The 17,401-nt window shown below is 42.0% G+C and carries 11 protein-coding genes, 18 tRNA genes and 3 rRNA genes; 8 read left to right on the plus strand and 24 right to left on the minus strand.

Annotated elements, in window-relative coordinates; all coding sequences use genetic code 11:
- The first annotated feature begins 265 nt into the window (after positions 1–265).
- Genes MHI10_RS18165 through MHI10_RS18180 form a run of 4 tightly spaced genes read left to right on the plus strand, consistent with a single transcriptional unit; the run spans position 266 to position 3,550 of the window.
- On the plus strand, positions 266–1,255 hold the full coding sequence (locus MHI10_RS18165) for an ABC transporter substrate-binding protein (protein ID WP_340787935.1): 990 nt from the start codon (positions 266–268) through the stop codon (positions 1,253–1,255).
- Between the two features lie 15 nt (positions 1,256–1,270).
- Entirely contained in the window at positions 1,271–2,260 is a 990-nt protein-coding gene (locus MHI10_RS18170; protein ID WP_340787938.1) for a FecCD family ABC transporter permease, read from the plus strand.
- Positions 2,260–3,042 (plus strand): ABC transporter ATP-binding protein, encoded by a 783-nt coding sequence (locus MHI10_RS18175; protein WP_340787940.1) that lies wholly within the window; start codon positions 2,260–2,262, stop codon positions 3,040–3,042. The genes MHI10_RS18170 and MHI10_RS18175 overlap by 1 nt, the downstream gene beginning before the upstream one ends.
- A 10-nt stretch (positions 3,043–3,052) precedes the next feature.
- Positions 3,053–3,550, plus strand: a complete 498-nt coding sequence (locus MHI10_RS18180) for a pyridoxamine 5'-phosphate oxidase family protein (RefSeq protein ID WP_340787942.1) — start codon at positions 3,053–3,055, stop codon at positions 3,548–3,550.
- 134 nt (positions 3,551–3,684) lie between these two features.
- On the opposite strand, the gene MHI10_RS18185 is transcribed toward MHI10_RS18180, so the two are convergent.
- Positions 3,685–4,377, minus strand: coding sequence for a response regulator transcription factor (locus MHI10_RS18185; protein WP_340787946.1), 693 nt, complete (start codon positions 4,375–4,377; stop codon positions 3,685–3,687).
- A gap of 102 nt (positions 4,378–4,479) precedes the next feature.
- Here MHI10_RS18185 and MHI10_RS18190 point away from each other — a divergent pair, with 102 nt between their 5' ends.
- The 3 genes from MHI10_RS18190 to MHI10_RS18200 all read left to right on the plus strand — a co-directional run bounded on the left by MHI10_RS18190 (position 4,480) and on the right by MHI10_RS18200 (position 7,905).
- Positions 4,480–6,099 carry a flavin-containing monooxygenase gene (locus MHI10_RS18190; protein WP_340787949.1) on the plus strand — a complete coding sequence of 540 codons (1,620 nt, stop codon included), beginning with the start codon at positions 4,480–4,482 and terminating at the stop codon, positions 6,097–6,099.
- A 6-nt stretch (positions 6,100–6,105) separates the two neighbouring features.
- Positions 6,106–6,873, plus strand: coding sequence for a glucose 1-dehydrogenase (locus tag MHI10_RS18195; RefSeq protein WP_340787952.1), 768 nt, complete (start codon positions 6,106–6,108; stop codon positions 6,871–6,873).
- A 75-nt stretch (positions 6,874–6,948) separates the two neighbouring features.
- Positions 6,949–7,905 (plus strand): alpha/beta hydrolase, encoded by a 957-nt coding sequence (locus tag MHI10_RS18200; protein WP_340787955.1) that lies wholly within the window; start codon positions 6,949–6,951, stop codon positions 7,903–7,905.
- Between the two features lie 198 nt (positions 7,906–8,103).
- On the opposite strand, the gene MHI10_RS18205 is transcribed toward MHI10_RS18200, so the two are convergent.
- The 22 genes from MHI10_RS18205 to MHI10_RS18310 all read right to left on the minus strand — a co-directional run bounded on the left by MHI10_RS18205 (position 8,104) and on the right by MHI10_RS18310 (position 16,142).
- Positions 8,104–8,185: transfer RNA gene (locus MHI10_RS18205), tRNA-Leu, on the minus strand.
- A 50-nt stretch (positions 8,186–8,235) separates the two neighbouring features.
- Positions 8,236–8,309: transfer RNA gene (locus MHI10_RS18210), tRNA-Cys, on the minus strand.
- A gap of 17 nt (positions 8,310–8,326) precedes the next feature.
- A tRNA-Gly gene (locus MHI10_RS18215) sits at positions 8,327–8,401 on the minus strand.
- A gap of 7 nt (positions 8,402–8,408) precedes the next feature.
- A tRNA-Gln gene (locus MHI10_RS18220) sits at positions 8,409–8,483 on the minus strand.
- A 28-nt stretch (positions 8,484–8,511) separates the two neighbouring features.
- A tRNA-His gene (locus MHI10_RS18225) sits at positions 8,512–8,587 on the minus strand.
- 46 nt (positions 8,588–8,633) lie between these two features.
- Positions 8,634–8,709, minus strand: a tRNA-His gene (locus MHI10_RS18230).
- Positions 8,710–8,741: 32 nt separating this feature from the next.
- Positions 8,742–8,815 (minus strand) — tRNA-Trp (locus MHI10_RS18235).
- Between the two features lie 11 nt (positions 8,816–8,826).
- A tRNA-Tyr gene (locus tag MHI10_RS18240) sits at positions 8,827–8,910 on the minus strand.
- A 6-nt stretch (positions 8,911–8,916) separates the two neighbouring features.
- Positions 8,917–8,992 (minus strand) — tRNA-Thr (locus MHI10_RS18245).
- 19 nt (positions 8,993–9,011) lie between these two features.
- Positions 9,012–9,087: transfer RNA gene (locus MHI10_RS18250), tRNA-Phe, on the minus strand.
- Between the two features lie 24 nt (positions 9,088–9,111).
- Positions 9,112–9,187: transfer RNA gene (locus MHI10_RS18255), tRNA-Asp, on the minus strand.
- A gap of 3 nt (positions 9,188–9,190) precedes the next feature.
- Positions 9,191–9,265: transfer RNA gene (locus MHI10_RS18260), tRNA-Met, on the minus strand.
- Positions 9,266–9,282: 17 nt separating this feature from the next.
- Positions 9,283–9,358: transfer RNA gene (locus MHI10_RS18265), tRNA-Val, on the minus strand.
- Positions 9,359–9,380: 22 nt separating this feature from the next.
- Positions 9,381–9,455: transfer RNA gene (locus MHI10_RS18270), tRNA-Glu, on the minus strand.
- Between the two features lie 18 nt (positions 9,456–9,473).
- Positions 9,474–9,565 (minus strand) — tRNA-Ser (locus tag MHI10_RS18275).
- 8 nt (positions 9,566–9,573) lie between these two features.
- Positions 9,574–9,648: transfer RNA gene (locus tag MHI10_RS18280), tRNA-Asn, on the minus strand.
- Between the two features lie 14 nt (positions 9,649–9,662).
- Positions 9,663–9,778: ribosomal RNA gene (gene rrf, locus MHI10_RS18285) — 5S ribosomal RNA — on the minus strand.
- A gap of 119 nt (positions 9,779–9,897) precedes the next feature.
- A 23S ribosomal RNA gene (locus MHI10_RS18290) occupies positions 9,898–12,824 on the minus strand.
- A gap of 239 nt (positions 12,825–13,063) precedes the next feature.
- Positions 13,064–13,139 (minus strand) — tRNA-Ala (locus tag MHI10_RS18295).
- A gap of 33 nt (positions 13,140–13,172) precedes the next feature.
- Positions 13,173–13,249 (minus strand) — tRNA-Ile (locus tag MHI10_RS18300).
- A gap of 96 nt (positions 13,250–13,345) precedes the next feature.
- Positions 13,346–14,901, minus strand: a 16S ribosomal RNA gene (locus tag MHI10_RS18305).
- Together the 16S, 23S and 5S rRNA genes with 18 tRNA genes alongside form the textbook arrangement of a ribosomal RNA operon.
- 347 nt (positions 14,902–15,248) lie before the next feature.
- Positions 15,249–16,142 carry a nucleotidyltransferase-like protein gene (locus MHI10_RS18310; RefSeq protein ID WP_340787957.1) on the minus strand — a complete coding sequence of 298 codons (894 nt, stop codon included), beginning with the start codon at positions 16,140–16,142 and terminating at the stop codon, positions 15,249–15,251.
- Between the two features lie 277 nt (positions 16,143–16,419).
- On the opposite strand from MHI10_RS18310, the gene MHI10_RS18315 reads away from it, so the two are divergent.
- Positions 16,420–16,770 carry a YgzB family protein gene (locus tag MHI10_RS18315; protein ID WP_340787959.1) on the plus strand — a complete coding sequence of 117 codons (351 nt, stop codon included), beginning with the start codon at positions 16,420–16,422 and terminating at the stop codon, positions 16,768–16,770.
- A gap of 119 nt (positions 16,771–16,889) precedes the next feature.
- Here the strand turns inward: MHI10_RS18315 and perR are convergent, their stop codons facing one another.
- On the minus strand, positions 16,890–17,336 hold the full coding sequence (gene perR / locus MHI10_RS18320) for a peroxide-responsive transcriptional repressor PerR (RefSeq protein WP_340787960.1): 447 nt from the start codon (positions 17,334–17,336) through the stop codon (positions 16,890–16,892).
- Positions 17,337–17,401: the final 65 nt, after the last annotated feature.

Here is a 17,401-nt window from a genome sequence, read left to right on the forward strand (position 1 = left end):
CCTGTAATAACTACCTTAATTTTATCGGAAATTCCCTTATTTCGCTACAAAAAGCTATAATATTTTTTTAAAAGATAACCATTTCACTAAAAATTATACATAATATTTTAACTTAATTCAGCAGAAGCCCCTTACTTCGATAAGTGGAGGATGAATGCCAAATTAACTCTTTGAAATTAATTCTCAATTACATATTGATATTCTCAATTGCCTTTGATATTATTAGTGATATTGAAAATCATTATCAATTAATGGAGGCATAATTATGAAAAAGTTTGCAAGTATCGGTATGATCGCAGCACTTACTTTAGCCCTTTATGGCTGTTCGGAAAACGAAATCGAAAATGTGGGCTCGGCTGAAACAACTCCACAAGAACAACAAACGAAAGAAGATACTGTGAGTAATACCGCATTTAATGATGGTGTAGACGAAAAAAAATTCCAAGAAGCATTAGCCGCTTTCCCTGAGACGGTACCAGGGAAAATCGTTACAACATCGGTTCCTTTAACTGAAATGCTACATTTACTAAATATTGTGCCCGTAGGTGTTCCAACTTCAACAAATCCAATTCCAACTGATTTTGACTCTGTTACACGAGTAGGTTCACCAATGGCCCCAGATTTAGAAGTCATTTCAAATTTACAAACGGAATTAATTATCGGTGCTGGGTCGTTACAAGAATCGCTTGATAAAGCTTTAGAAGGCATGAATTTGACTACAGCATATTTACCAACTGATTCATATGAAGATTTAAAATTAAGTTTTAAAGTGTTAGGTACATACTTCGGCAAGGAAAAAGAAATGAATGAGATTATGCAAAAAATTGTAGCTAGGGAGCAACAATTAGAAAAACAAGCAGTTGGCAAAGAACTGCCTTCTATTATGTTAGTCATTGGTACAGCTGATTCATTTATGGTGATGAACGATAAGTCTTATTTAGGTAGCTTAGTAGAGCGTCTTGGCGCAGATAATATCGCAACGTCTATATTAAAAACAGATTCAACGTACTCAACGCTTAATTTAGAAGAAATTGTTGTTGCGGACCCTGATATGATTTTTGTGTTAGCTTCAGGTGATCACGGTGCAAATGAAGACAAATTCAAACAGGAAATTACCAAAAATAGCGCATGGACACAATTATCAGCCTATAAAAATGATAAAATCCATCTTCTTGATTACAGTGTTTTTGGTGTAACATCCATTGCCAACGTAGATACAGCATTAACAACAATTGCAGATTATTTCTATCAATAGAATGAGGAAGATTTCATGATAAAGTCAACAAGAAGCCGGGCAATTGTTATCATTACCTTTGTATTAGCACTTCTACTAACAATTGTCGCGATTGGATTAGGGAGCGTACATATTTCTATTCCTGATATTTTAAAAACGCTTATGAATGGCCGTGAAGATGGGATTTTTACGACAATTGTTTGGGATATTCGCCTTCCACGTGTTTTATTAGCACTCATAATTGGCGCTAATATCGCCATTTCAGGTGCATTACTACAAGCCGTTATGGGCAACCCACTTGCTGATCCTGGTCTTACTGGAGTGACAAGTGGAGCTGCTGCATTTGTATTACTTATTATGCTAGCAAAACCAGAATATATACAGCTCGTTCCTGTTGCCGCATTTGTTGGTGGCATTATAGCTGCGAGCATTGTTTATGCACTTGCATGGCGAAAATCTGGGATTACCCCGATTACCATTATTTTATCTGGTGTCGCAGTTAATGCTTTATGTGGTGGTATTATTGGCTTTTTATCAATTATGTATAGTGACCGTCTTCCTTCAGCTGTCCAATGGCTAAATGGAAGCCTAGCAGCAAAGGGACATTCTGCACTTCAAATGATTTATGTATACGCCATTATTGGATGGATTTTATCAATATTCGCTATTAGAAAAGCAAATATTATCCGCCTTGGAGACCAAGTAGCCGTTAATTTAGGGGAAAATGTAACACGAATTCGTATCATTTTATCTATTTTAGCTGTATTTTTAGCAGCGATTTCAGTAGCAGCCATCGGAATGATTGGTTTTGTTGGTTTAATTGTTCCGCATATGGCGCGTTTATTAGTCGGATCAGATTATAAATACATGCTGCCAATGAGCATGGCTATGGGAGCTATCCTTGTATTAGTGGCCGATACAGTCGGGCGCACTTTATTTGCTCCCCTCGATATTCCAGCAGGGATTATTATGGCCATTATTGGTGGTCCTTACTTTTTATACTTAATGAGAAAGAAGGCTTTTTAATGTTAACAATTGAACAGCTCTCCATTCGTTATGAGCAAAAAGAAGTTGTCCATAATTTTTCATTTGATGTTCAAAAAGGAGAAATATTATCGATTATTGGACCAAATGGCTCAGGTAAATCAACTATTTTAAAAGCTGTTGCCCGTATGCTTCCGTATTGCTCTGGAACGATTACGTTTGACCAAAAAAATATGCGCAATTTAGCATCCAAAGAAATCGCTAAGAAAATGTGTATTTTAAGTCAACGTAATCAAGCCCCTTCTGATATTACCGTTCGAAATTTAGTAGCCTATGGTCGCTATCCACATAAAAAGTGGTTTGAACGCTTAAACGATGAAGATTACGCGATAGTTGATTGGGCACTTGAGAAAACACATTTAACCCACTACCAAAATCAATCTATTGCTGCCCTATCTGGAGGCGAATCTCAACGTGCTTGGATTGCCATGGCATTGGCTCAAAAACCCGAAATTTTATTGCTCGATGAACCGACAACGTATTTAGATATTGCACATCAGCACGAAATATTAGAGCTAGTCCGTGAGCTGAATCGCGAAACCGGTTTGACCGTTGTTATGGTGCTTCATGACCTCAATCAAGCATCTAGCTATAGTGATCGCATTGTCGTTGTTAAAGATGGTCATTGTGTACAAAAAGGAACACCTACTGAAGTAATGACTGAGCAGATGATTCAGTCCACTTATAAAATGGAGGCAGAAATTCAACATGTTGTTTGGGATTCAGCCCCTCGAATTCAATTAAAAAATACTGTAAGAGGTTAGGAGAATTATTATGAAAACTACAATTGATCTAATTCAAATCCGTTCAGACTATGAAGCATTTTTACAACGTAAGAAAAGTATATTATTAAGCTTCGTTACACCAGAAGGTCAAGCATTTAGTAGCTCAGCAGCATTTGTACAAGTAAATAATAAGTTTTATGTTTATGTAAGTCATATCGCAGAACATCATCAACTCCTTGAGCAAAACGAAATAATCGATGTATTGTTTGTAGCAGATGAAGCCGTTACACAAAACCACTTTGCAACAGAACGAGCTCGCTTTCAATGTGCCCCACAAAACTTAGGCAATGAAGGGCATGAAGAAATATTCGAAGCCTTTGATACAGTTCATAGCAAAAAGATGATGCAGCTATTACGCACATTAGATTTCTCTCTATTTGAGCTAACACCACTCAAAGGACGCTATGTAGTAGGCTTCGGAAAAGCGTTTGATATTGATTTTGCTGAAGATACATTAACACATGTAGTTATTGATAAAAAGAAATAATGAGTAGAATGGCAAAAGCATCGATCCTATGATTCGATGCTTTTTTCTATGTTAACTTATTTCAGTTATTGGACAAACATTGGCTATTTTACATGACCGTTAATACGTCATTAAAGATCAAAGGACAGCTATTATTAAATCAACCCTAATTTATATAGCTTGACGATTGCTTCTACACGATTTTGTGCCTGTAATTTTTTAATTGCTGTTTTAATATATTGATTCACTGTTAAATCACTTATTTGAATGGAAGCGGCAATTTCTTTAGTACTTTCTCCTAACGCGACATGCTGCATGACTTCAAGTTCACGCTTACTTAAAGGGCACTTATTCGAAATTTGGTGTTGCGTTGCGAAGAGTTCCCCTGTTAAGCGACCGAAATATGTAAACGCTTCCAATAGAGTGTCAGAAATTTGAAAGTCTTCTTCAAATTCATCACCACATATATAACCTAAAGATACGTTACCATGAAAGATAGGTACGACGATAAATTGCTCAGATTCTCCATTTGAAATATATTTACTAGGCATTGATTTTAAATAGTCAACCCCTTTTACATAAAGCGCACGACGTTCCTGCAAAGCATCCATAATAATTGGTACGTTTCGAAGGTCTTCTACATAGTGTGTAATAAATTTGTAATCATTCAATCTAAATGCAATAATACCTTCTCCGATATGACCAAGTGGAGAATAGCGAAGTAAATAGCCACTTTTCACAGGAAAACTATTTTCGTATAAATCGAGCAATTGTACAAATAACTCCTCTTGCGACTGAATGCTACGTAACGATAAAAAGTCTTTCAAAAAGGTAGTAGTTAATTGCAAATTCATTCCCCCTTTAATTAGTATAGATTATCCTATTTAAGTGGAATTTTCAATTTTAAAACTATTCAGTAATATGATGGTACACTCAAAGGAGGAATTACGATGCAAATGAACAAGCAATTAGATGCAGTTGTTGTAGGTGCGGGGTTTGCGGGACTTTACATGCTTCATAAGCTTCGCGAATCGAACTTAAGCACCGTCGTTTATGAGGCTGGCGCAGAAGTTGGTGGTGTATGGTACTGGAATTTATATCCGGGAGCAAAGTGCGATATTGATAGTATTCATTATTGTTATACATTTTCCGAAGAGTTGTATAAAAAGTGGAATTGGACATCTAAATATCCACTGCAGCATGAAATTTTAAATTACTTAAACTATGTAACGGATGAGTTAGATTTAAAAAAAGATATTCAATTTAACACACAAGTTGTAGGTGCAACATTCGATGAACAACAAAACGTTTGGGTAGTACAACTGAAAAATGGAGAGGTCGTAACAGCCAAATACTTTATTTCCGCAGTCGGCTGCTTATCCGCAACAAATTTACCGAAGATTGAAGGAATTGAACAATTCCAAGGTGAAGCTTATCATACAGGAAAATGGCCAAAAAACTCTGTTGATTTTACGAATAAACGAGTAGGGGTCATTGGGACAGGCTCAAGTGGTGTGCAACTCATACCTGAGGTAGCGAAAGTTGCGGCGGAATTAACGGTATTTCAGCGTACAGCACAATATGTTTTACCAGCAAATAACTATGATTACACGCAGCAGTTTATTGAGGAGTCTAAAAATAATTACGAAGCAACTCGAAAGTTATTGCACTTCTCCTCATCTGGTAGTGCGATTACTATTCGCAATAAATCAGCTTTCGAAGATACAGCTGAGGAGCGCGAAGCTGCATTTGAAGAAGCTTGGACAACGGGCGGCTTTAATATGACGACCGTTTATAATGACCTAATGGTTAATGAACAAGCAAATGCATTTGTCTCAGACTTCATTCGTAACAAAATAAAGGCAATAATTCGAGATACTGATACAGCCGAATCATTGTTACCACAGTATATGTATGGTGTTAAGCGCTTAACTTTAGGGACGAATTATTATGAAACATATAATCGCTCGAACGTTCGTTTAGTCAATTTACGCAAAACACCAATTGAAAAAATTACTGCACAAGGCATCCAGACAACAACAGAAGAAATACCATTAGATGTCATTATTTATGCAACAGGCTATGATGGTATGACGGGACCACTATTACGAATGGACATTAAAGGGCGAAATGGCGTGTCATTAAATGAGAAATGGGAAGACGGTGGTAAAGTTCGAACATTCCTTGGTATCGCTACAAATGATTTCCCGAATTTCTTTATGATTACAGGACCAGAAAGCCCATCAGTTCTTGTCGTTATGCCAACTGCCATCGAGCAGCATGTTGATTGGATAAGCGATTGCATCAATTACTTAGAAAAACATGACATCGATGCAATTGAGCCATCGAAAGAAGCAGAGGATGCGTGGAGCGAACATACTCGAGAAGTGGCAGAAATGACACTGTATACGAAAGGTGATTCTTGGTATACCGGCTCCAATATTGAAGGTAAACCACGTAGCTTCCTTATTTATTTAGGAGGCTTTGACCATTACCGTGCCAAATGCGATGCAGTCGCTTCCTTACACTATGCAGATTTTCAATTATATTCATCTGTTTCAGAAAATTAAAGGAGTGTGAGTGATTTGTTATTACCAGGGAAAGTTGCAATTATAACAGGAGCAGCACAAGGTATTGGTAAAGCGACAGCTCAGTTATTTGTTGGGCACGGCGCAAAAATTGTTGTGGCAGATATCCAAATAGAAAAGGCGAATGAAACGGTAAAAGAAATTGTAGCAAGCGGCGGCGAGGCGATCGCGGTAAAAGTCGATATTACGTCCGCCACAGATGTGGATCAGTTATTTCAGCAAGCGATTGCAGTTTATGAAAAGGTTGATATCGTCGTAAATAATGCAGGTTTTATGGATGATTTTTCTCCTGTAGCGGATATACAAGACGATTACTGGAAGAAAATTATCGATATTAATTTAACAGGCACGATGCGTATGTGTCGCGCTGCTGTACAAGTATTTTTACCACAACAACATGGGGTTATCATTAACTTAGCGTCGGCGGCAGGTATGAGCGGATCACGAGCTGGTGTAGCCTATACAGCATCCAAACATGGCATCATTGGCTTGACAAAAAATACGGCATTTATGTACGCAGATCAAGGTATTCGTTGTAACGCGTTAGCACCTGGTGGGGTCAATACCGAAATGGGCACCGTTTTTAAAAATTCAAACGAATTAGGACAACGAAAAGTAGGTTCAGGCGCGATGAACGCACCTAAGTTGGCAGAGCCGAGTGATATTGCGAATGCTATTTTGTTGATGGCAAGTGAGCAGGCACGCTTTATTAACGGTGCAGTCGTTCCAGTTGATGCAGGTTGGCTAGCATATTAATAGGTTATAAATTCTCATTAAATATCATAAATTTCTATTAAATATAATAAAAGCGTTAACAAAGGAGGAGTATTCATGAATAAACGTGTTCACCCAGATTTACGAGGTTTGTTAGATGCATTTCCACCATTAAATTTTGAGTATTTAGGTGCGGTGCGCGAAGGGATGGCTAATTCACCAAAGCTACCAATTGCAGAAGATATGGGCGTAGTAGATCAAATGATTAATGGTCCAGACGGTGATCCACTACGCGTGCGCATTTATAAACAAAAAGGTGAAACAAGCACGTTACCAGCTTTACTGTGGATTCACGGTGGAGGCTATGTGATAGGCGTACCAGAAGGTGATGATGTGTTATGCGAACGTTTCGTCAAAGAGGCAAACTGTGTCGTCGTATCAGTCGATTACCGTTTAGCACCAGAACATCCATACCCTGCCCCGTTAGAAGATTGCTATAGCGCATTAAAATGGGTAGCTGACAATTGTGAAGCATTAAATATTGATCCAATTCGTATCGGCATTGCAGGTGCGAGCGCAGGCGGCGGCTTAACGGCGGCGTTAGCACTGTTAGCGAAAGACCGTCAGGGGCCAAGCTTAATTTTCCAAATGCCATTATATCCAATGATTAACGATTTAAACGATAGCTTCTCGAACAAAGAAATTACAGGTAACTACATTTGGAACTACAGCTTAAATGAAAGCGGCTGGTCTATGTATTTAGGCGATTTAAAAGACTCCACTAATATCCCATATCATGCAGCACCTGCTCGAGCTACAGTTGAAGATTTACATGGCTTACCTTACACATACACTTGTGTTGGCCAATTGGATCCGTTCCGCGATGAAACACTGCAATACGTAACCAAATTAGCACAAGCGGGCGTCGATGTAGACTTCCATTTATATGCGGGTGCATACCACGGCTTCGAGTCATTAAATCCGCATGCAAACATCGCAAACAAAACAATTCAAGAATATATTGATGCTGCAAAATATGGATTGAATCGAACGATAGAAGTAGAAGTAAAATAGGTGTGAAAGGAATCAAAAACACTGCTCAAACCGTTATATATAGAATCAGGCTCTTCATAGAAGTCGAGATGCACATCGGAGAAATAGTCGATGCTCCCATCTAATCCCCTACTTCATGTATCTTTGCAAATTTAGGCTTTTAGACAACAAAAAAGAGTCCTCAAATTAATGAGAACTCTTAATACGTCTGCACATAGATACCGATAGTCGGGGTCGAACCGACACTCCTCACGGAACGCGATTTTGAGTCGCGCGCGTCTGCCAATTCCGCCATACCGGCATATCAAAAAAAAGGAATAAAAAAAACCGGAATAACCGATTTAAAGTATATGGAGGCGGCAACCGGATTTGAACCGGTGGTAGAGGTGTTGCAGACCTGTGCCTTACCACTTGGCTATGCCGCCATATATAATTATATTTTTGGAGCGGAAGACGAGGTTCGAACTCGCGACCCCCACCTTGGCAAGGTGGTGTTCTACCACTGAACTACTTCCGCAAAAAAATGGCTGGGGAACCTGGATTCGAACCAGGGCATGACGGAATCAAAATCCGTTGCCTTACCGCTTGGCTATACCCCAATGAAGTAAATTAATATTTTATAAGAAATGGGGCGACTGATGGGAATCGAACCCACGAATGCCTGAACCACAATCAGGTGTGTTAACCACTTCACCACAACCGCCATTATATTATCTTATTTGAAATAAACCTTTAAACTAAATAAAGAATGGGGCGACTGATGGGAATCGAACCCACGAATGCCTGAACCACAATCAGGTGTGTTAACCACTTCACCACAACCGCCATTATATTATTTCGTTTGTTGTTTATTTAATTGGCAGGGGCAGTAGGAATCGAACCCACACTGACGGTTTTGGAGACCGTAGTTCTACCTTTAAACTATGCCCCTGCGATTGAAAATGGTGGTGGGGGACGGATTCGAACCGCCGAACCCTAAGGAGCGGATTTACAGTCCGCCGCGTTTAGCCACTTCGCTACCCCACCTATTAATGGTGCCGGCGAAAGGAGTCGAACCCTCGACCTACTGATTACAAGTCAGTTGCTCTACCAACTGAGCTACACCGGCAAATTACTTTTAAAAAATATGGTGGGTCAGGACGGAATCGAACCGCCGACACTTAGAGCTTCAATCTAATGCTCTACCAACTGAGCTACTGACCCATATTTTATGTATGAAATATAAAATGGCGGTCCCGACCGGGATCGAACCGGCGATCTCCTGCGTGACAGGCAGGCATGTTAACCGCTACACCACGGGACCATTTGGTTGCGGGGACAGGACTTGAACCTGTGACCTTCGGGTTATGAGCCCGACGAGCTACCACTGCTCCACCCCGCGATAATACTATTTTTTTATGGTGGAGGATGACGGGCTCGAACCGCCGACCCTCTGCTTGTAAGGCAGATGCTCTCCCAGCTGAGCTAATCCTCCATGCTGGATAATAAATGTTGAATGGTGACCCGTACGGGATTCGAACCCGTGTTACCGCCGTGAAAGGGCGGTGTCTTAACCGCTTGACCAACGGGCCAATGGAATTATTATAGTCTGGCGGAGAGTAAGGGATTTGAACCCTTGATGCAGTGTTATCCGCATACACGATTTCCAATCGTGCTCCTTCGACCTCTCGGACAACTCTCCAAGAAGAATGGCTCCGAAGGTAGGACTCGAACCTACGACCAACCGGTTAACAGCCGGTTGCTCTACCACTGAGCTACTTCGGAATATTGTTGTGTACGCCTAGCGATGTCCTACTCTCACAGGGGGAAGCCCCCAACTACCATCGGCGCTAAAGAGCTTAACTTCCGTGTTCGGTATGGGAACGGGTGTGACCTCTTTGCCATCATCACTAGACTATTTGAAAGACAATATTCATTATACCATTTACACTTAAAATGTCAAGTGTTATTAGTGATTTTTTATTTTATTCTTTCAAAACTGGATAAACGTTTCATTGAATTGTGCAATAAATTGTGGTTAAGTCCTCGACCGATTAGTATTCGTCAGCTCCATATGTCGCCACACTTCCACCTCGAACCTATCTACCTGATCGTCTTTCAGGGGTCTTACTTACTTGCGTAATGGGAAATCTCATCTTGAGGGGGGCTTCATGCTTAGATGCTTTCAGCACTTATCCCGTCCACACATAGCTACCCAGCGATGCTCTTGGCAGAACAACTGGTACACCAGCGGTGTGTCCATCCCGGTCCTCTCGTACTAAGGACAGCTCCTCTCAAATTTCCTACGCCCACGACGGATAGGGACCGAACTGTCTCACGACGTTCTGAACCCAGCTCGCGTACCGCTTTAATGGGCGAACAGCCCAACCCTTGGGACCGACTACAGCCCCAGGATGCGATGAGCCGACATCGAGGTGCCAAACCTCCCCGTCGATGTGGACTCTTGGGGGAGATAAGCCTGTTATCCCCGGGGTAGCTTTTATCCGTTGAGCGATGGCCCTTCCATGCGGAACCACCGGATCACTAAGCCCGTCTTTCGACCCTGCTCGACTTGTAGGTCTCGCAGTCAAGCTCCCTTATGCCTTTACACTCTACGAATGATTTCCAACCATTCTGAGGGAACCTTTGGGCGCCTCCGTTACTCTTTAGGAGGCGACCGCCCCAGTCAAACTGTCCGCCTGACACTGTCTCCTACCCCGCTAAGGGGCATGGGTTAGAAGTTCAATACAACCAGGGTAGTATCCCACTGACGCCTCCTTCGAAGCTGGCGCTCCGAGATCTCTGGCTCCTACCTATCCTGTACAAGTTGTACCAAAATTCAATATCAGGCTACAGTAAAGCTCCACGGGGTCTTTCCGTCCTGTCGCGGGTAACCTGCATCTTCACAGGTACTATAATTTCACCGAGTCTCTCGTTGAGACAGTGCCCAGATCGTTACGCCTTTCGTGCGGGTCGGAACTTACCCGACAAGGAATTTCGCTACCTTAGGACCGTTATAGTTACGGCCGCCGTTTACTGGGGCTTCAATTCGTAGCTTCGCTTGCGCTAACCACTCCTCTTAACCTTCCAGCACCGGGCAGGCGTCAGCCCCTATACTTCACCTTACGGTTTTGCAGAGACCTGTGTTTTTGCTAAACAGTCGCCTGGGCCTATTCACTGCGGCTCTCATGCGCTTGCACGCTCAAGAGCACCCCTTCTCCCGAAGTTACGGGGTCATTTTGCCGAGTTCCTTAACGAGAGTTCTCTCGCACACCTTAGGATTCTCTCCTCGACTACCTGTGTCGGTTTGCGGTACGGGCACCTCTCACCTCGATAGAGGCTTTTCTTGGCAGTGTGAAATCAGGAACTTCGTCCATACGGACTCGTCATCACAGCTCAACGTATTAGTGTGCGGATTTGCCTACACACACGCCTTACTGCTTGAACAGAGACAACCAACGCTCTGCTTACCCTATCCTACTGCGTCCCCCCATTTCTCAAACGGTGAGGAGGTGGTACAGGAATATCAACCTGTTGTCCATCGCCTACGCCTATCGGCCTCGGCTTAGGTCCCGACTAACCCTGAGCGGACGAGCCTTCCTCAGGAAACCTTAGTCATACGGTGGACGGGATTCTCACCCGTCTTTCGCTACTCATACCGGCATTCTCACTTCTAAGCGCTCCACCAGTCCTTCCGGTCTGACTTCAACGCCCTTAGAACGCTCTCCTACCACGCATCCATACGGATGCATCCACAGCTTCGGTGAATCGTTTAGCCCCGATAAATTTTCGGCGCAGCGTCACTCGACCAGTGAGCTATTACGCACTCTTTAAATGATGGCTGCTTCTGAGCCAACATCCTGGTTGTCTAAGCAACGCCACATCCTTTTCCACTTAACGATTACTTTGGGACCTTAGCTGGTGGTCTGGGCTGTTTCCCTCTTGACTACGGATCTTATCACTCGCAGTCTGACTCCCGTGTATAAATATCTGGCATTCGGAGTTTGTCTGAATTCGGTAAAGCGAGATGCCCCCCTAGTCCAAACAGTGCTCTACCTCCAGTATTCTCAATCACGAGGCTAGCCCTAAAGCTATTTCGGAGAGAACCAGCTATCTCCAGGTTCGATTGGAATTTCTCCGCTACCCACACCTCATCCCCGCACTTTTCAACGTACGTGGGTTCGGGCCTCCAGTAAGTGTTACCTCACCTTCACCCTGGACATGGGTAGATCACCTGGTTTCGGGTCTACGACCACGTACTAATTCGCCCTATTCAGACTCGCTTTCGCTGCGGCTCCGTCTCATCAACTTAACCTCGCACGTAATCGTAACTCGCCGGTTCATTCTACAAAAGGCACGCTATCACCCATTAACGGGCTCTAACTACTTGTAGGCACACGGTTTCAGGATCTATTTCACTCCCCTTCCGGGGTGCTTTTCACCTTTCCCTCACGGTACTGGTTCACTATCGGTCACTAGGTAGTATTTAGCCTTGGGAGATGGTCCTCCCAGATTCCGACGGAATTTCACGTGTTCCGCCGTACTCAGGATACATTCAAGAGGGAATGAGGTTTCACTTACAGGGCTTTTACCTTCTATGGCGGGCCTTTCCAAGCCGCTTCAACTATCTCATTCTTTTGTAACTCCGTATAGAATGTCCTACAACCCCAAAGAGCAAGCTCTTTGGTTTGGGCTCTTCCCGTTTCGCTCGCCGCTACTCAGGGAATCGAATTTTCTTTCTGTTCCTGCAGGTACTTAGATGTTTCAGTTCTCTGCGTCTGTCCTCAACACGCTATGTATTCACGTGAAGATACTATGCGATTAAACATAGTGGGTTCCCCCATTCGGAAATCTCTGGATCAAAGCTTACTTACAGCTCCCCAAAGCATATCGGTGTTAGTGCCGTCCTTCATCGACTCCTAGTGCCAAGGCATCCACCGTGCGCCCTTATTAACTTAACCTTCTGGCTTCCAATACACGGCATATTTCGTCGTCAGCTTCATTCGTTTAGTCAGTCATGTACATAGGTACGTTCCTTTCTTCACTCAATTGCTTCCTAGAACTACTTGTGTCTTGAAATCCTCAATTAGTTACTACTTATCAAAAGATAAGATTTAAGAACTTGCACGATCAATTTCTTGATCATTTGTTTGTTTATTGCTTTCAATGTCGTTTTATCCAGTTTTCAAAGAACAAGTTTTGGTGGAGCCTAGCGGGATCGAACCGCTGACCTCCTGCGTGCAAGGCAGGCGCTCTCCCAGCTGAGCTAAGGCCCCAATTTAATTAAGAGGTATATAAAGTAATTTATATGGTGGGCCTAAATGGACTCGAACCATCGACCTCACGCTTATCAGGCGTGCGCTCTAACCAGCTGAGCTATAGGCCCTCTTAGAAGTTATAAATTTCATTCATAAACCTTCAAAACTGAACAGCAAACGTTAATGTTTCATTCCCGAAGGAATGATTCCGAAAATATCCTTAGAAAGGAGGTGATCCAGCCGCACCTTCCGATACGGCTACCTTGTTACGACTTCACCCCAATCATCTATCCCACCTTCGGCGGCTGGCTCCATAAAGGTTACCCCACCGACTTCGGGTGTTACAAACTCTCGTGGTGTGACGGGCGGTGTGTACAAGGCCCGGGAACGTATTCACCGCGGCATGCTGATCCGCGATTACTAGCGATTCCGGCTTCATGTAGGCGAGTTGCAGCCTACAATCCGAACTGAGAACGGTTTTATCGGATTAGCTCCCCCTCGCGGGTTGGCAACCGTTTGTACCGTCCATTGTAGCACGTGTGTAGCCCAGGTCATAAGGGGCATGATGATTTGACGTCATCCCCACCTTCCTCCGGTTTGTCACCGGCAGTCTCCTTAGAGTGCCCAACTAAATGATGGCAACTAAGAATAAGGGTTGCGCTCGTTGCGGGACTTAACCCAACATCTCACGACACGAGCTGACGACAACCATGCACCACCTGTCACCGTTGTCCCCGAAGGGAAAACTGTATCTCTACAGTGGTCAATGGGATGTCAAGACCTGGTAAGGTTCTTCGCGTTGCTTCGAATTAAACCACATGCTCCACCGCTTGTGCGGGCCCCCGTCAATTCCTTTGAGTTTCAGTCTTGCGACCGTACTCCCCAGGCGGAGTGCTTAATGCGTTAGCTGCAGCACTGAGGGGCGGAAACCCCCCAACACTTAGCACTCATCGTTTACGGCGTGGACTACCAGGGTATCTAATCCTGTTTGCTCCCCACGCTTTCGCGCCTCAGTGTCAGTTACAGACCAGATAGTCGCCTTCGCCACTGGTGTTCCTCCAAATCTCTACGCATTTCACCGCTACACTTGGAATTCCACTATCCTCTTCTGCACTCAAGTTTCCCAGTTTCCAATGACCCTCCACGGTTGAGCCGTGGGCTTTCACATCAGACTTAAGAAACCACCTGCGCGCGCTTTACGCCCAATAATTCCGGACAACGCTTGCCACCTACGTATTACCGCGGCTGCTGGCACGTAGTTAGCCGTGGCTTTCTAACAAGGTACCGTCAAGGTAGCGCCAGTTACTACGCTACTTGTTCTTCCCTTGCAACAGAGTTTTACGAACCGAAATCCTTCTTCACTCACGCGGCGTTGCTCCATCAGACTTTCGTCCATTGTGGAAGATTCCCTACTGCTGCCTCCCGTAGGAGTCTGGGCCGTGTCTCAGTCCCAGTGTGGCCGATCACCCTCTCAGGTCGGCTACGCATCGTTGCCTTGGTGAGCCGTTACCTCACCAACTAGCTAATGCGCCGCGGGCCCATCCTGTAGTGACAGCGAGATGCCGTCTTTTAACATTCGAACATGAGTTCGAATGTGTTATTCGGTATTAGCCCCGGTTTCCCGGAGTTATCCCAATCTACAGGGTAGGTTACCCACGTGTTACTCACCCGTCCGCCGCTAACTTTCAAAGGTGCAAGCACCAATGAAAGTCCGCTCGACTTGCATGTATTAGGCACGCCGCCAGCGTTCGTCCTGAGCCAGGATCAAACTCTCCATAAAAGTTAGTTTGAAAGCTCATTTGCTTTGCTAGCGTATCAACATAAAGTTGATATCTATAATTTGTTTAAGTTCATCACTTAAACGTTTAAATCATTAACGTTTGCTTGTTCAGTTTTCAAGGTTCATTTTAAATGTGCGCTGTTTTTGCGACTTCTCTAATTTAACATTTTTGTTTTTCTTTGTCAACAACTTTTTTGAAAAAGTTATTTGAGAAGTTAATCTGTTAAAGTAAATCATTTTTTCGAGTACGTCTTAGCGACAATTAATATATTACAATACTATACAGCGTTTCGTCAACACTTTTTACAAAAAAATTCAGAGCGTATAAAAACGCTCTGTTAAATATACTATAAACCATATTCTCTTTCAACAAATTGCTTGTCTACGTAGTAATTTCTATGGAAAATAGCCTCATTCTTCGCAATGGTCGGTTCTACAAGAATTAATCCCTTTTCAATTAAGTATTCAACAAACACTTCTAAGTCTGTTGAATAGTAGCTTAATTCAGGATGATTATGCAATTCTTGAATTGTCCAACTCGGTTGTTCTAGCATTGTTTCTAATATATGTTGGCCACCATCATTCGTTCTTGAGTTAATTAAAAACTCTCCTGCAAGAAATAAAAGCTCTAAACGTTTTTCTAAACTTTCATTACTTAAAATCAATTCTTCATATAACTTATATATTGCGGGTTCAATTCTTTTCACTTGAGACCATACGACTACTTCTGGATATAAGCCACTATCAATTATCGATAAACGACCTAAATGATGGAGTAGTGCAACGACATGATTATAAGAATCTAAGTAATGACCACTTTCGAATAACTCTTTTCCTTCTTGATATCGACGAATTAATTTCGAAAATTGAATACCCGTTTTTAACTTTCGACCGAAAAACGGAAACTCTTGTAACTCGGATCGTAATTTAAATAAAAACTCATTTCGATCAAACATAATTTTACCAAAGAAAATCCAATCAACTAATCGCTTATTCGAACCAATAAAAATCCATTTACGTAATCGTTCTTCCGTTATAATATGCATCACTGTTTTCGAATCACCATATATATAGTGCTTAGAAAAAATAGGATGTTCTGCATCTTTTACTACAATAAGAAGAACTGCATCAAATGTATCTGTCGTATTTGGTGCATCCTCACGTTTATTAATTAAAATAACACCTAGTGTATCAGGTTGACTTGCACGTTCTTGGTATATTGGTCGCAAAATATGCTCCATCTTTCTCCTCCTCAATTATTACTTTTCTTATTGTCTTTTAATATAGTTGTAAAAAGTAGAGCACTATTCATAGTAATTCATACATTAAGGAATATCCTATCCTTTTTAAAACGGTCTTTCTACATATAATGTTTCATGCATAATTTCGACAACCTGATGAACAAACCCTTTAAAAACAACTTAAATAATTTGAATTATGGAATTAGAACCCTTATCCACTCTACTAAATGGATTCTATTCTATGTTATAGTATAGTTTAGATTGGGAGGCAAACTACATGAAAAAGTATAACAATAAAATTAATAAAATTCGCTCCTTTGCATTAGCACTTATTTTTATCGGCTTCGTTATTATGTACGGCGCTATTTTCTTTAGAGAAAATCAAATTTTAGTATTAATATTTATGTCACTCGGTTTGCTTTGTATTATTGGAAGTACGGCAGTTTACGGATGGATTGGGCTGTTATCAACTCGCGCAGTGCAAGTTGTCTGTCCGGAATGTGGTAAATGGACTAAAGTTTTAGGTCGTGTAGATTTATGTATGTATTGTAATGAACCACTTACACTTGATCCAAATCTGGAAGGGAAAGAATTCGATCAAAGTTATAATAGTAAAAAGAGCCAATAATCAAGCAACGTGCACTATTTAATGGTGCACCTTTTTTAATTGCGTAATTACGCTGAGATATAATTGATTTAAGCCCAAAATTAAACCTAGTAACTTAATCGTTACTAGGTTTTTAACTATTATAAAGTCTTTTTTGAACCATTTTCTACACACTCTGGGCAAGTACCATACACTTCTAAACGATGTGAATTCACTTTAAAGCCTGTCATATGTGCTGCAAATTGTTCTACCTCATTTAACCCTGGGTAATGGAAATCGACAATTTTACCACAGCTTTCACAGCTAATATGGTAATGATCTCCCGTTGCAAAATCGAATCGACTTGCAGCGTCACCGTAAGTTAATTCCTTCACTAAGCCCACTTCACGAAATACGCGTAAATTATTATATACTGTGGCAACGCTCATATTCGGAAACTTGTCAGCAAGTGCTTTGTATATATCATCAGCAGTAGGGTGAATCATACTTTGAATTAAATACTCTAAAATCGCATGACGCTGAGGAGTAATTCTTACACCAGTAGACTTTAACGTGTCCAGCGCATCTTTCAAATGCAGTTCAGACATCGTCATGCACCTCTCTTCATACATATTATTAATTTATAATTGTTATAAATAGTGTAGCTAATTCA

The sequence above is a fragment of the Solibacillus sp. FSL K6-1523 genome (assembly GCF_038005225.1).
GTDB lineage: Bacteria > Bacillota > Bacilli > Bacillales_A > Planococcaceae > Solibacillus.